Source organism: Ochrobactrum teleogrylli, from assembly GCF_037482325.1.
GTDB lineage: Bacteria > Pseudomonadota > Alphaproteobacteria > Rhizobiales > Rhizobiaceae > Brucella > Brucella teleogrylli.
Genome location: NZ_JBBHKQ010000001.1, coordinates 1,711,538 through 1,725,109 on the forward strand (window position 1 = coordinate 1,711,538; position 13,572 = coordinate 1,725,109).

Consider the following 13,572-nt stretch of genomic DNA (forward strand, 5'->3'; position numbering starts at 1 on the left):
GAGGGCACATTATGGATACTGTAGCACTTCTCGCCAACGGACTGCTGGTGGCGTTGGAGCCATCGAACCTCCTCTATGCTCTGATCGGCGTGACGCTCGGCACGGCAGTCGGCGTTTTGCCGGGCATCGGCCCGGCGCTGACGGTCGCGCTTCTGCTGCCGGTTACCTACAAGCTGGACCCGTCCGGCTCGCTCATCATGTTTGCCGGTATTTATTATGGCGGCATGTATGGCGGCTCGACCACGTCAATCCTTCTCAATACGCCGGGTGAAAGCGCCTCCATCGTGACTGCGCTGGAAGGCAACAAAATGGCAAGGGCCGGGCGCGGCGGGCCAGCACTGGCCACGGCTGCCATCGGCTCATTCATTGCGGGTCTTATCGCCACGCTTGCGCTCGCCTTCGTCGCGCCGTTCGTGGTGAAATTCGCGCTATCCTTCGGGCCGTCAGAATATTTCGCGCTGATGTTGCTCGCCTTCATGACAGTCTCGGCGGCTTTCGGCGATTCCACCCTTCGCGGCCTCACATCGCTATTCATCGGACTTGCGCTTGGCCTGATCGGTATCGATCAGCTGACCGGACAGGCGCGCCTTGTGATGGGCACGCCGAATCTGCTCGACGGCATCAATGTCACGACGCTTGCCGTGGCGCTGTTTGCTATCGGTGAAACGCTGGCGGTGGTGTCGAAGAAGCTCGGCCCCGACGATGAAGTCATTGCCGTCAAAGGCTCGGTCTGGATGACCAAAAACGACTGGAAGCGCTCGTGGATGCCATGGCTGCGCGGCACGGCCATCGGCTTCCCGATTGGGGCCATGCCTGCAGGCGGCGCCGACGTATCAAGCTTCCTGTCCTATTCGGCGGAACGCCAGTTCTCCAAACATCCGGAAGAATTCGGCAAGGGCGCAATCGAAGGTGTTGCCGGGCCAGAAGCTGCCAACAACGCTTCGGCTGCCGGAACGCTTGTGCCGCTTCTGACGCTTGGTCTGCCGACTACTGCAACAGCCGCGATCATGCTGGCCGGTTTCCAGCAGTTCGGCTTGCAGCCGGGACCGCTTCTTTTCGTGACGAATGCTTCGCTGGTCTGGGGACTGGTTGCGAGCTTGCTCGTCGCCAATCTGATGCTGCTGGTTTTGAACCTGCCGCTGATCGGCCTGTGGGTGAAGATGCTCACCATTCCGCGCCATTGGCTTTATGCAGGCATTCTGGTGTTTGCGACACTCGGCACGATTGGCGCCAATGCCTCAACGTCGATGCTGTTTGGACTGCCGGTTTCCTTCGAACTGGGCCTGCTTCTGGCATTCGGTCTGCTCGGCTATGTGCTGCGGCGCTTTTCCTATCCGATTGCGCCAGTGGTCGTTGGTCTGATCCTTGGGCCAATGGCGGAAAAGAGTTTGCGTCAGGCGTTGCAGATCAGTCAGGGCAACCCGATGGCGCTCGTCCATTCCTGGGTGTCGGTCGCGCTGATTGCGCTCGCAATTGCCGCTGTCGTCGTGCCGATGATCATGCGCCAGCGCGGCAAGGGCGATCTTTTGAAGCAGATGGCCACCGACGAAGATTGATCAAAACAAAACAGCCCCGGTGTTCGGCCGGGGCTGTTCAAAACGCGGATACTTGATACTCTTTACACGAAAATTATCCGTGAATTTCGCGGAACTGCTTTGCATTGATGCCGAGCGTCTCAAGGTCTTTCGCGGCAGGCTGATGACCAACCCGCACAGCAGCCGAAGCGCGGACAGCGCTACCAAATTGCGCGAATGCACGACCGAAACGATTGTTAAAACGGGCAAACATTTTTCATCTCCAGTACGGACAGTTTCTTCGTCCGTGACTTTTAAATGGCGATGAAGCCGGGCGTTTTGAAGAGAGTTCCGTGCATGCCTGCCATGCAGCACGTGCATGTGGTGGCCATCGCCATCAGGCGGTGGCTTTTCCCGCTCAATATCGTCATCGCGAAATGAGACGTTATTGCGTGGGGTTTTCTTCCACGAGCGCAGGCGTCGGGTCGGATGTAGCGACGGCGGGCGGTCCCTCCACGCCGCGCTGGCGTTCGCGGATGAATGTGAACATGCCGGAAATGACGATCAGCACAATGCCGATCAGCATCGCCATATCGATATGATCGTGGAAGACGAAATAGCCGAACAGGATCGCCCAGATCATCTGGCTATATTGCGGCGATGCAATCGCACTGGCAGGCGCGTGATGTGCCGCCAGCATGAGCAGAATATTGGCGAGTGCTGCCAGCAGGCCATATCCAGCCAGATAGACCCATTGCATCGTATCGGGTGCCTGATAGGTCGGCAGCATCAGCGCGCCGCAGATGACGATGGGGCCGATGAGCCCGCTTGTATAAAGCGAGATGCGCTTTTCCTGTTTGCCCATCACGCGGAAAATGATGATGCCGACTGCGCCACCCATGCCGCCGGCGAGCGCACCGAGATGGCCAATGGACAATTCGCGGAAGCCGGGCCGCAGAACCACCAGAACACCCGCAAAGCCGATGGCGACAGCCAGCCAGCGTCGCCACCCGACCTGTTCCTTGAGGAACACGACGGACAATATGGTGACGAATGCAGGCAACAGGAAAATCAGCGCGAAAGCTTCCGCCATCGAAAGATGTGTAAATGCGGTGACGCTGCCAACAGTCCCCATCGTGGTCGTGACCATGCGCAGAAGCCACATCTTCACATTGGTGGTTCGAAACATATCGAGCCAGCCGTCGGTGGCTTTCTTGGTGAAAGGGACGGCAAGCAAACCGAGCACTGCGCCGAAAAAGGCGGTTTCGTAGGGAGACAGCGAGCCGTCAATGAATTTGACGCAGGCATCACTGATAGCGAATGCAGCATAGGAAGCAAACGCGAGGAAAATTCCGTAAAGCATGACTATGTCCGTAAAGACGGGTCCGAAACCGCGGAGGCCGAAAAGAAGGGAGGAGGCTCTTGTCGATCCTCTAATCGATTGGAGACACATTGGCAAAAGACATTTTAGTAAAACTGCTGCTGAGCCAGTATAAATCGAGAGGTGCGATTTCGCCTTTTTCAAGGCTTGGAGCTCTCGCGAAAACGCATGCCTCATTTGCAATCATATCCGTGGTGGAAATTTAGACAAACGCCTATTTCATGCTCATCCAAACGAGGAGAGAGCAAATGAACATTCGTCAGAAATTCCAGCAGTATGTATCCCGTCGCCGTGCAGTTCGTGAACTCGGTGCAATGGACGACCATCTTCTTGCCGACATCGGCGTTTCGCGTTCGCAGATTCAGAGCGCCGTATTCGGTCGATAAGTGCTTATGGAGCGTCTTTCGAAGGATCGCCCCGCAAGTACAATTGAAATAAAGTGACAAAGCGTCGGTCTCCAGTCCCGGCGCTTTTGCTTTTTCTGCCTTGCCTTAGAGTATTTTAGCAATTTCTTTTTTGATCAGCGCATTCCAGCTGGCAATTCTATTCCTCCGATTCTTTAAAAATTCGAGCTTGCAGACGGGCGATATTAATGTCGCATGGCTGTTGTTTTGCCGTGGGATCCACTCTCTTTTCGCCGGTTTTTTCGAAATCCAATCGCATTTGGGACATTTCTGATCCCGTTTTGAGACAACTTTGAATTGTTTCTCGCATGGTCTCTCATATACTCAATCTCGCGGGGGCTGATGATGAAGAGCATTTCAAGGTTGAGATGTTCAGGCTTTGAGTGCTTCTTCATCGTCGCTCTCTTTTCAGAGCAATGACTATTCAAACGATTGTTACAGCGGCTTGGCAGTAATATTGTGTGAAAACATCTATACTGAGACTGGCATCCTTGCGCATCGGGCGATCAGATTGCTAACTGATCGCCCGATGACATAAAAGCTCACAAGGCGATGGGGCTTGCAAGATGATGGACCTCCTATGGCGCGGTATCCTGATTGGGATCGGCGCAACAGTGGTGATGGATATTTGGGCAATCGTGCTGGCAGCTATGCCGGGACAGTCTGCTCCAAACTGGGGGCGGGTTGGTCGCTGGTTTTGGCACCTTCGCAAAGGCCAGATCTTCCATGACGATATAGGCAAGGCTGCGCCCTACAAGCACGAGGTCGCGCTTGGCTGGATTGGCCATTATGGTGTCGGCGTTCTTTACGGCGTGATCTTCGCTTTCTATGGCGGGGCGGCGTGGTTCGAGGACCCTGTCTTTCTGCCCGTCTGGATCTTCGGCATATTAACGGTCGCCGCCGGTTGGTTTTTGCTGCAGCCGGGGCTGGGAATCGGCTGGGCGGCATCCCGTTTGCCGAATGCGCGTCATGTCCGTATTATGAACCTCGTCGCGCATACATTTTTTGCGCTTGGCATGTATGCGACCGCGCTTTTGCTGAAAAGCGCTTTCTAATCAGCATGTTGAAGATCGCATTCGTCGCCAAGACGGGTGCTTTTTTTTGAAGCACTTTCAAATATTTCCCCGCAAATGGGGAACTGGTGTTCGGGGACAAGTCAGTCCACACTTCATCAAGTCAATAAATAGGCATTCTCAAGGCAGAATTGTGTGCAGATCGTGTAGAGAACTGTGCATTGCCTGCAATGAGGTGTATGGGGAACCAGTCCGTCCGTGCAAAATGCGGCGGCGTCTAACATTTTGGCAATCCCAAAGGGTTGCTCCATTCTGCATTCCGTGGCGGCGCAGCAAATCTGTCCGTGGCGGAATTGGCGTGGGCACCCGAGAAACGGGCCTACTTGCCTCGGAGGAACGATGCTCGAAAAGCTGTTCAAATTACGGGAACATGGCACTAACGCGCGGACGGAAATCATCGCCGGCGTAACAACCTTCCTGACCATGTCCTACATCATCTTCGTCAACCCGGATATCCTGTCCACCACGGGCATGGATAAGAGCGCGGTTTTCGTGGCGACCTGTCTTGCGGCAGCGCTCGGCTCGATCATCATGGCTCTCGTTGCCAACTGGCCGATCGGCATGGCGCCCGGCATGGGCCTCAACGCGTTCTTCGCGTTCACGGTCGTTGGAGCCATGGGCTTCAGCTGGCAGCAGGCGCTTGGTGCGGTTTTCATTTCCGGCATCATCTTCCTCCTTCTGACAGTAACGGGTATCCGCCGCTGGCTGGTTGAAGGCATCCCGCATTCGCTGCGCAGCGCCATCGCCGCCGGTATTGGCATGTTCCTGGCGTTGATCGGCCTCAAAACCGCAGGCGTCGTGGTTGGCAATGAAGCAACGCTCGTCGGGCTTGGCGATCTGACCAAAGCTGGCACCCTACTCGCTATTGCCGGTTTCTTCATCATCGCGGTTCTGGATGCGCTCAAGGTTCGTGGTTCGATCCTGATCGGCATTCTGGTGATTACGATTGCATCGATTGCGCTCGGCATCAGCCAGTTCAATGGCGTGTTCTCCGCGCCGCCAAGCCTTGCGCCGACGTTCCTGCAGCTTGATGTCATGGGCGCGCTCCACACCGGCATTCTGCACGTGATCCTCGTCTTTGTTCTGGTCGAAGTTTTCGACGCCACGGGCACGCTGATCGGCGTTGCCAAGCGTGGCGGCTTGATCGAGCCGGGCAAGCCGAACCGTCTTGGCCGTGCACTTTTTGCCGATAGCACGGCCATTCTCGGCGGCTCGCTGCTCGGCACCTCGTCCACGACGGCTTATGTCGAAAGCGCTTCCGGCGTGCAGGCAGGCGGTCGCACGGGCCTCACAGCGCTCGTCGTGGCGCTGCTGTTCCTTGCAGCGCTGTTCATTTCGCCGCTCGCCGGTTCGGTGCCTGCTTATGCAACCGCACCTGCGCTGATCTATGTGGCTTGCCTCATGATGCGCGAACTGACCGAGATTGAATGGAGCGACATTACGGAAGCAACGCCTGCCGCGTTGACGGCTCTGGCCATTCCGCTCACCTATTCGATCGCCAACGGTCTTGCCTTCGGCTTCATCAGCTATGTCGTGCTCAAGGCCTTCACAGGCAAGGCACGTGAGGTTCACCTCGCAACCTGGCTGGTGGCTGCACTGTTCGTGATCCGCTTCGCATTCTTCGCAGAATAGTCTTGCAGCGCCGGGCGTCCGCGCCCGGCGCATTTCCTGACCAGAGATGAGGAGAGAGCCTTGCAGTCGAACGATTTGAAACTTCTGGAACGACTGATTGAAGTTCTCGAGAAGGATATCATCCCGCTGACGGAAAAAGGCGTTGCCGCTGGCAACAAGATTTTCGGCGCAGCACTTTTGCAGAAATCCGATCTCTCGCTCGTTTTGGCGGAGACCAACAATGAGACGGAAAACCCGCTTTGGCATGGTGAAGTGCACACGCTGAAGCGCTTTTATGAAATGCCGGAAAAGGGCAGGTCGAACACCAAGGATATGGTGTTCTTTTCCACCCATGAGCCATGCTCAATGTGCCTTTCGGCCATCACCTGGAGCGGCTTCGACAATTTCTACTATCTGTTCAGCCATGAAGACTCGCGCGATGCGTTTTCAATTCCGCACGATCTGAAAATTCTGAAAGAAGTCTTCACGCTGGAACCGGGCGGCTATAATCGTGACAATGCCTTCTGGCATAGCCATTCCCTGCCCAAGCTCGTTGCAAGTTTGCCGGAGCCGGATCGTTCGCGGCTAGAAAAGCGTCTTGATGCCATTCGCGCGAAATATGATGCGATGTCCGGCGCTTATCAGGCCCACAAGGATGGTAACGCAATCCCGCTGAACTAAAAACTTTAGCGCGCGAAGGCCGATTATTTTTTACCGAAGCTTGACAGGCCGACGGGTTACGCCGCACATCGCTCGTGTTGCGTGATCCGGTTTTGTTTCAGCGAAGACTTTTTGACTTCGCATGCCGGCGCCAGCGTGTCGGCGAGCCTGTGAGGATATTGATGCTGCGTATGATTGTTATGGGCGTTTCGGGTTCCGGAAAGTCCACTGTCGGTGAGAAGATCGCTGCCGAATTGCAGCTGCCCTTTCTGGAAGGGGATTCCCTCCACCCCAAGGCCAATGTCGATAAAATGTCGGCGGGCATTCCGCTTCAGGATGAAGACCGCTGGCCGTGGCTGGACAAGATCGGCGAACAGCTTGCCGCAGCAAATGATGGCATCGTCGTTTCCTGTTCCGCTTTGAAAAAGACCTATCGCGACCGCTTACGCGCTGCTGCCGGTGCACCGGTTCTGATTATCTTCCTCGATGGAACATTCGAAGTTCTCCACGAGCATATGGGACACCGCACTGGCCATTTCATGCCGGTCGCCATGCTCGAAAGCCAGATCGCGACGTTGGAAAACCCGGTGGGCGAGCCGCTTGTTTTCCGGGCAGACGTTGCCGACCCGGTGGGGAAAATCGTGGCGGAAAGCCTTGCCTGGGTTCGCGCGCAGAAGCTCTGAGCCGTCCTATTTCAGCGGCCAGAAGAACATCAATGTCGGCACGGTTACGATCGCGATGATGATGGAAAGCGGCAGCCCAAGGCGGGAGTAATCACTGAATTTGTAACCCCCCGGTCCCATGACCAGCGTGTTGCATTGATGGCCGATGGGCGTGAGGAAATCGCATCCCGCGCCGATCGCCACCGCCATCAGGAAAGCTTCAGGCCTGAAGCCAAGACCAGCGGCAAAGCTGGTTGCAATGGGTGCCATGACCAGAACCGTGGCGGCATTGTTGAGAAACGGCGTCACCATCATTGCGGCGACCAGGATCAGCGCCAGTGCACCGGCGGGTGGCAGTTGATGACCAATGGTGGCGAGGGCTTCGGCGATCAGATCAGTGCCGCCTGTGGTCCTGAGTGCGTCCGATACGGGTATGAGCGCCGCGAGCATCACCAGAATAGGTCCGTCGATCTCGTCATAAACTTCGTTGAGCGGGATCACCTTAAAAAGCAGCATCGCAACCGCAGCTGCGAAAAACGCAATGGCAACCGGTACGATGCTGAAAGCGGTCGCGCCAATGGCGACAATCAGAATTGCCAGTGGTATCAGGCTCTTGCGGACATTTCCAAGCATCAGCTTGCGCCGCGCCAGAGGCAAAAGCTCGAATTCCGGCAGGAAGGTCGAAAGACTGGCCTGTCTGCCTTGCAGCACCAGCACGTCACCAAAGCGCAGGCGCACTTCGCTCAATCGTTCCGTGATGCGCTCGCCGGGACGACTGACGGCGAGGAGATTGACGTCATAGCGCGCATAAAGCTCGAGCCGTTGCGCCGAAAGATCGACAAGATGGGAATTCTTGCCGATGACGGCTTCAACCACCTCAATGTCGGTCGAGCCGCTCGTGTCTTTCGGGTCGCGATTTTCGGACAGGGTCAGCTTTCCGGCGCTGACAACCGTATCGAGCGCTTTCGGATCGCCTTCCAGCATGACGATATCGTCTTCGGCAAGGACTGTGTCGGGCAGGGGCGTGATGCGCCCTTCCTTGCGGATGATGGCTGTGACCATCGCCTCACCTTCGGCGGGACGGATCAGTTCGGATATCTGCTTGCCTACCAGTGGCGAGGATTTTGAAACACGGGCTTCGGAAGCGTAGTTCTTGATCTTGATCGCTTCGTTGAGCGAAACGTTCTCGCGGGTGCGCTGCGGCACCAGCCAGTAAAAGCACACGAGATAGACGAGGCCGACAGCGGCAAGCACAGCGCCGACCGGCGTGAAATCGAACATGGTGAAAGGCTCGCCGACCATTTCGCCGCGAATACGCGAAACGACGATATTGGGCGAGGTGCCAACTTGCGTCATCAGCCCGCCGAGCAGCGCGCCGAAGGCCATCGGCATCAGGAATGTCGAGGGCGAGACATTGGAGCGGCGGGCAAACTGAAAGGCGACAGGGATCATGATCGCCAGCGCGCCGACATTCTTCACGAAGGCGGAAAGCACTGTCACGATGGCGACCAGCACGGCCAGCTGCAATCGAACGCTGTTCATTTCGGGCAGGAACCGCTGGACGGCAAGCTGCATCAGGCCAGAGCGTGCGACGCCCGCGCTAACCACCAGCGCACTGCCGACAATGATGACGATGTCGTCGCTGAAACCGCTGAACGCCTGGTCATAAGGGACGACACCGACCGCGATGGCAAGCAGAAGCGCGCAAAGCGCCACGATGTCGTATCGAAACTTGCCCCAGATAAAAGCCCCCATCATGAGTACGATCACAGCGAAGGACAGTATCTGTTGATGAGTCATTCAGTACGCATTCCCAGAAATGAGAAAATTATTCCCTTTCTGTGTAACGCATAAAATTTCAAACGGAAATTGATTATTCAAGGTGATGTAAACATTGCGCATATAAGAAAAGGCGGCGTCTTGCGCTCTGGTTGCAGAGCGCAAGACTGTTTCAATCAGTCGCCGATACGGCGGCCATTCGCATCAAAAAGATGCACGTTCTGCGCTGAAGCGCCGACCTTCACGACTTCATCGATTGCATGGCCCGAGCGTCCGGCCACGCGGAAGACCAGCGGCTTGCCATCGGAAAGCGAGCCATGGATGAAGCTTTCCGCGCCAACCAGTTCGATAGCGTCAATGCGCACATCGGCGTTGAAGCCATCTGCCGGCGGTTCTCCGGCTTCGATGATGCGAATATCTTCCGGGCGTACGCCGAGCGTGAAACTGCCTGACGGGATAGTGATGGCACTGCCCGGCTGCCACAGCGTGCTTGCGCCGCCTTCCAGTAGGTTCATCGACGGGGAACCAATGAAGGTTGCCACAAAGGTCGAAGCGGGCTTTTCGTAAAGCTCGATGGGCGTGCCGACCTGCTCGATATTCCCGGCATTGAGCACGACGAGGCGGTCAGCCATGGTCATGGCTTCCATCTGGTCGTGGGTCACATAAACACTGGTGGTGCCGAGCGAACGTTGCAGGCGCTTGATCTCGACGCGCATCTGAACGCGCAGTTTCGCATCGAGGTTGGAAAGCGGCTCGTCGAACAGGAATGCCGCCGGTTCGCGCACGATGGCGCGGCCCATGGCAACGCGCTGGCGCTGGCCGCCCGAAAGCTGGCGCGGCTTGCGGTCAAGAAACTGCTCGATCTCCAGCGCCTTGGCGGCCTTAGCGATCCGGCGTTCGATCTCGTCTTTCGGCGTTTTGCGGTTTCTAAGGCCATAAGCGAGGTTATCGCGCACCGACATATGCGGATAAAGCGCATAGTTCTGGAACACCATGGCGATGTCGCGTTCGGCTGGCTCGACATCGTTGACCACACGGTCGCCAATGGCAATCGTGCCGCCGGTGATGCCTTCAAGCCCTGCGATCATGCGCAACAATGTGGACTTGCCGCAGCCCGATGGGCCGACGAGAACGACGAATTCGCCATCCTGAATATCCAGTGAAACGCCTTTGATGACTTCAATGCCGGCACCATAGCTCTTGCGGACATTATCAAGAACGATTTTGCTCATTATTTTTCCGTTTCCACGAGACCTTTGACGAACCAGCGCTGCATCAGCACGACAACGAGGATCGGCGGGATGATGGCCAGAATTGCCGTTACCATGACATAGTTCCATGGGGTGGATGCGTCGGCCCAATCGACCATGCGGCGCAGGCCGATGATGATCGTGTTCATTTTCGCATCATTGGTAACGAGCAGCGGCCACAGATACTGGGTCCATCCGTAAATGAAGAGAATGACGAAAAGCGCTGCGATATTCGTCTTCGACAGCGGCAGGAGAATGTCGCGCATGAAGCGGAACGGTCCTGCATTATCGATGCGCGCGGCTTCGACCAGTTCTCCCGGAATGGTCAGGAAGAACTGCCGGAACAGGAATGTCGCTGTCGCCGATGCCATCAGGGGCAGTGTAAGCCCTGCATAGGTATCGATCAGGCCAAGATCGACGATGACCTTGTAGGTCGGCAGGATGCGCACTTCGACCGGCAGCATCAGCGTCACAAAAATCATCCAGAAGAAGAACATGCGCAGCGGAAAGCGGAAGAAGACAATCGCGAAGGCTGACATGAACGAGATGATGATCTTGCCGATGGCAATCGCCATCGCCACGACGAACGAGTTCCACAAGAGCCGTTCAAGGCTGACGCCGACAACGCGCTCCACGCCGCCGAATATGGCTTCGTTATAGTTCTCGATGAGATTATCGCCGGGCAGGAGCGAGATAGGCGGGCGGATGATTTCCGACGAGCTCATCGTCGAGGCGATGAAGGTGTAATAGATCGGAAAGGCGACGATGATGATCCCGATGATCAGGATCAGGTGGCCGATCAGATTGGAGATGGGGCGTTTTTCGATCATGGCCGCCTCGCTCACGAATAATGCACGCGCTTCTCAACGAAGCGGAACTGGAAGGCAGTCAGGGCGATGACGATGGCCATCAGGATGACCGATTGGGCCGACGACGAGCCGAGGTTCAGATTGACGAAGCCATCATTGTAAACCTTGTAGACTAGCGTTTCCGTGGCCTTGGCAGGACCGCCGCCGGTGACGGCATGGATGATGCCGAATGTATCGAAGAAGGCATAGGTCGTGTTGACTACCAGCAGGAAGAACGAAGTCGGTGCCAGCAGTGGAAACACGATGGTCCAGAAGCGCCGCGCGCCGCGCGCGCCATCGATTGCCGCTGCTTCGATTAAGGACTTAGGAATTGCCTGCAAGCCTGCGACAAAGAACAGGAAATTGTAGGAAATCTGTTTCCACGCCGCCGCGAAAACAACGAGGCCCATAGCCTGATTGCCATCCAGAAGCGGGTCCCATGCGATGCCGTTGCGGCGCAGTATATAGGCGAGTGTACCCATCGCCGGGTTGAACATGAACAGCCACAGCATGCCAGCGACGGCAGGTGCCACGGCATAGGGCCAGATCAGCAATGTGCGATAAAAGGTCTTGCCGCGTATGACGCGGTCGGCTGCGGTCGCCAGCAACAAGGCTGCGCCCATGGCCACAAAAGCCGTCAGGACGTTGAAGACAATCGTGACCCTGAAGGAATGCAGATAGTTCGGGTCCGAGAGAACCGCGCTGAAATTTGCCAGCCCTACGAAGGTGGATTTCAGGCCGAACGCGTCTTCACGCATGAAGGACTGATAAATGGCCTGACTGGCGGGCCAGAAGAAGAACACCAGCGTCAGCGCGATTTGCGGCGCCAGCAGGAAATAGGGCAAGATCTTATTGGGGAATGTGACTTTCTGCACGGCGATTTCCTTGCAGGAAACAAAGCCGCCCACTCGATTAAGAGCAGGCGGCATTGCTTGATTTAAAACTTATTGTGCGGCTGCGATCGCATCGTTTCCACGCTTGACAGCGTTTTCAAGCGCGGTCTTCGCGTCCTGCTTGCCGCCGAGCATGGCTTCGAACTCTTCGTTCAGGATATCGCGCACCTGCGGCAGATTGACGAGGCGCACGCCCTTGGAGTTCTCGGTCGGGGCCTTGCCCATCATCTGCAGGATCGGCGTTTCGCGCCCCGGATTCTTTTCATAGAAATCCGACTTCTTGGTTTCTTCGTAAGCCGCCAGCGTCACCGGCAGATAGCCGGACTTCTCGTGCAGCTTGACCTGAATCTTGGTCTGCGACAGGAAGTTGAAGAACTGCGCAATGCCCTTATACTGGTCGTCGCTGAGGCCAGCGAAAACCCAGAGAGCCGCACCGCCGGGAATGGTGTTCTGAGGCCCATGACCTTCATAATAAGGCAGCTGGCCGATACCGTAATTGATGCCGGATTTGACCACATCGCCGAGACCACCGGACGATTCCGTCAGCATGGCGCATTCGCCCGAGGTGAAGAGCTGCTTTGCTTCCGAGGTGCGACCGCCATAGCGGAAAGTGCCATCCTTGGCGAGATCGGCAATCGACTGGAAATGCTGGATGTAAAGCGGGGAATTGATTTCCAGCTTCACATCGGTGCCGCCGAGGCCGTTTTCGTTGGTGCCATAGGGCACGTTGTTCCAGGCTGCGAAGTTTTCGGTCTGGATCCAGGTCAGCCAGGTCGAGGTGAAACCGCAAGCTGCAGCGCCGCTCGTCTTGATCTTTTTGGCGGCTTCAAACACTTCCGGCCAGGTCTTTGGCGGATTGTTCTCATCCAGACCAGCCTTTTTGAAGGCATCCTTGTTGTAATAGAGGATTGGCGACGAGGAATTATACGGGAAGGACAGCATGGTGCCGTCCGGCTTGGAGTAATAAGCGACGATACCCGGCAGATATTGCGACTTGTCGAACTTGAAGCCGCCCTTTTCCAGCACTTCCGCTGCCGGAACCACAGCGCCCTCTGCGCCCATCATCACGCCACTGCCAGCGTCGAAGACCTGAAGAATTGCCGGCGGCTGCTTGGAACGGAACGCGGCAATGCCAGCGTTCAACGTTTCCGGATAGCTGCCCTTATAGACCGGAACGACCTTGTAGTCGCTCTGGCTTTCGTTGAACTCCTTGGTGAGTTCGTTGATCATTTCGTTGTTGGCGCCGGTCATGCCATGCCACCAGGACAACTCGGTCTGGGCAAATGCCTGCGAACCGATGCAAAGAGCAAGCGCGCCTGTAAGCGCAGAGGTCGAGATCAGACGGGTAAGCATGTTTCCTCCTCGGAGTTGAGGTTGCGTGAATATCAGGAACAGCGAAGCCTGCTCGCGATAACTCCGGAACCTGCATTATCGTTATTACGCTTATATGAATTCAATTTTTAGGGAAGGATCAACCTTCGATTTCACCTATGTCAG

The 13,572-nt window shown here is 56.3% G+C and carries 13 protein-coding genes; 6 read left to right on the plus strand and 7 right to left on the minus strand.

All coding sequences use genetic code 11. The annotated features are described in order from the left end of the window. The first annotated feature begins 11 nt into the window (after positions 1–11). Entirely contained in the window at positions 12–1,556 is a 1,545-nt protein-coding gene (locus WIX40_RS07945; RefSeq protein ID WP_109367271.1) for a tripartite tricarboxylate transporter permease, read from the plus strand. Between the two features lie 73 nt (positions 1,557–1,629). Here WIX40_RS07945 and WIX40_RS07950 read toward each other — a convergent pair whose 3' ends face one another. Both WIX40_RS07950 and WIX40_RS07955 read right to left on the minus strand, forming a co-directional pair. Beyond that, complete coding sequence (locus WIX40_RS07950) at positions 1,630–1,788, minus strand: hypothetical protein (protein WP_167836079.1); 159 nt, start codon at positions 1,786–1,788, stop codon at positions 1,630–1,632. Between the two features lie 171 nt (positions 1,789–1,959). Then, entirely contained in the window at positions 1,960–2,877 is a 918-nt protein-coding gene (locus WIX40_RS07955) for a DMT family transporter (RefSeq protein ID WP_140023850.1), read from the minus strand. Between the two features lie 266 nt (positions 2,878–3,143). Between WIX40_RS07955 and WIX40_RS07960 the strand changes: the two genes are divergently transcribed. The 5 genes from WIX40_RS07960 to WIX40_RS07980 all read left to right on the plus strand — a co-directional run bounded on the left by WIX40_RS07960 (position 3,144) and on the right by WIX40_RS07980 (position 7,326). After that, positions 3,144–3,281 (plus strand): DUF1127 domain-containing protein, encoded by a 138-nt coding sequence (locus tag WIX40_RS07960; protein ID WP_078336882.1) that lies wholly within the window; start codon positions 3,144–3,146, stop codon positions 3,279–3,281. Positions 3,282–3,865: 584 nt separating this feature from the next. Beyond that, positions 3,866–4,354 carry a DUF2938 domain-containing protein gene (locus WIX40_RS07965; protein ID WP_180917886.1) on the plus strand — a complete coding sequence of 163 codons (489 nt, stop codon included), beginning with the start codon at positions 3,866–3,868 and terminating at the stop codon, positions 4,352–4,354. A gap of 357 nt (positions 4,355–4,711) precedes the next feature. Next, on the plus strand, positions 4,712–6,004 hold the full coding sequence (locus WIX40_RS07970; RefSeq protein WP_121538279.1) for an NCS2 family permease: 1,293 nt from the start codon (positions 4,712–4,714) through the stop codon (positions 6,002–6,004). Positions 6,005–6,064: 60 nt separating this feature from the next. Further along, positions 6,065–6,664, plus strand: a complete 600-nt coding sequence (locus tag WIX40_RS07975) for a deaminase (RefSeq protein ID WP_140023849.1) — start codon at positions 6,065–6,067, stop codon at positions 6,662–6,664. Between the two features lie 161 nt (positions 6,665–6,825). Then, positions 6,826–7,326, plus strand: coding sequence for a gluconokinase (locus tag WIX40_RS07980; protein ID WP_109367276.1), 501 nt, complete (start codon positions 6,826–6,828; stop codon positions 7,324–7,326). 6 nt (positions 7,327–7,332) lie between these two features. Here the strand turns inward: WIX40_RS07980 and WIX40_RS07985 are convergent, their stop codons facing one another. The 5 genes from WIX40_RS07985 to ugpB all read right to left on the minus strand — a co-directional run bounded on the left by WIX40_RS07985 (position 7,333) and on the right by ugpB (position 13,428). Further along, positions 7,333–9,105 (minus strand): SLC13 family permease, encoded by a 1,773-nt coding sequence (locus WIX40_RS07985; RefSeq protein ID WP_140023848.1) that lies wholly within the window; start codon positions 9,103–9,105, stop codon positions 7,333–7,335. Positions 9,106–9,260: 155 nt separating this feature from the next. Next, positions 9,261–10,316 (minus strand): sn-glycerol-3-phosphate import ATP-binding protein UgpC, encoded by a 1,056-nt coding sequence (locus WIX40_RS07990; RefSeq protein WP_339439758.1) that lies wholly within the window; start codon positions 10,314–10,316, stop codon positions 9,261–9,263. Beyond that, positions 10,316–11,164 (minus strand): sn-glycerol-3-phosphate ABC transporter permease UgpE, encoded by an 849-nt coding sequence (gene ugpE / locus WIX40_RS07995; protein WP_121538360.1) that lies wholly within the window; start codon positions 11,162–11,164, stop codon positions 10,316–10,318. Before ugpE ends, WIX40_RS07990 begins: the two co-directional genes overlap by 1 nt. A gap of 11 nt (positions 11,165–11,175) precedes the next feature. Continuing rightward, positions 11,176–12,057: a sn-glycerol-3-phosphate ABC transporter permease UgpA gene (gene ugpA, locus WIX40_RS08000; RefSeq protein ID WP_109367974.1), complete on the minus strand. Its 882-nt coding sequence runs from the start codon at positions 12,055–12,057 to the stop codon at positions 11,176–11,178. 69 nt (positions 12,058–12,126) lie between these two features. Continuing rightward, positions 12,127–13,428, minus strand: coding sequence for a sn-glycerol-3-phosphate ABC transporter substrate-binding protein UgpB (gene ugpB / locus WIX40_RS08005; protein WP_339439759.1), 1,302 nt, complete (start codon positions 13,426–13,428; stop codon positions 12,127–12,129). Positions 13,429–13,572: the final 144 nt, after the last annotated feature.

Bases quoted from the DNA above. Each gene is read 5' to 3' on its own strand.
- WIX40_RS07985 (WP_140023848.1), bottom strand. From the start codon at position 9,105: ATGACTCATCAACAGATACTGTCCTTCGCTGTGATCGTACTCATGATG.
- WIX40_RS07945 (WP_109367271.1), top strand. From the start codon at position 12: ATGGATACTGTAGCACTTCTCGCCAACGGACTGCTGGTGGCGTTGGAG.
- WIX40_RS07970 (WP_121538279.1), top strand. From the start codon at position 4,712: ATGCTCGAAAAGCTGTTCAAATTACGGGAACATGGCACTAACGCGCGG.
- WIX40_RS07965 (WP_180917886.1), top strand. From the start codon at position 3,866: ATGATGGACCTCCTATGGCGCGGTATCCTGATTGGGATCGGCGCAACA.
- ugpB (WP_339439759.1), bottom strand. From the start codon at position 13,428: ATGCTTACCCGTCTGATCTCGACCTCTGCGCTTACAGGCGCGCTTGCT.
- WIX40_RS07960 (WP_078336882.1), top strand. From the start codon at position 3,144: ATGAACATTCGTCAGAAATTCCAGCAGTATGTATCCCGTCGCCGTGCA.
- WIX40_RS07950 (WP_167836079.1), bottom strand. From the start codon at position 1,788: ATGTTTGCCCGTTTTAACAATCGTTTCGGTCGTGCATTCGCGCAATTT.
- WIX40_RS07980 (WP_109367276.1), top strand. From the start codon at position 6,826: ATGCTGCGTATGATTGTTATGGGCGTTTCGGGTTCCGGAAAGTCCACT.
- WIX40_RS07990 (WP_339439758.1), bottom strand. From the start codon at position 10,316: ATGAGCAAAATCGTTCTTGATAATGTCCGCAAGAGCTATGGTGCCGGC.
- WIX40_RS07955 (WP_140023850.1), bottom strand. From the start codon at position 2,877: ATGCTTTACGGAATTTTCCTCGCGTTTGCTTCCTATGCTGCATTCGCT.
- ugpE (WP_121538360.1), bottom strand. From the start codon at position 11,164: ATGATCGAAAAACGCCCCATCTCCAATCTGATCGGCCACCTGATCCTG.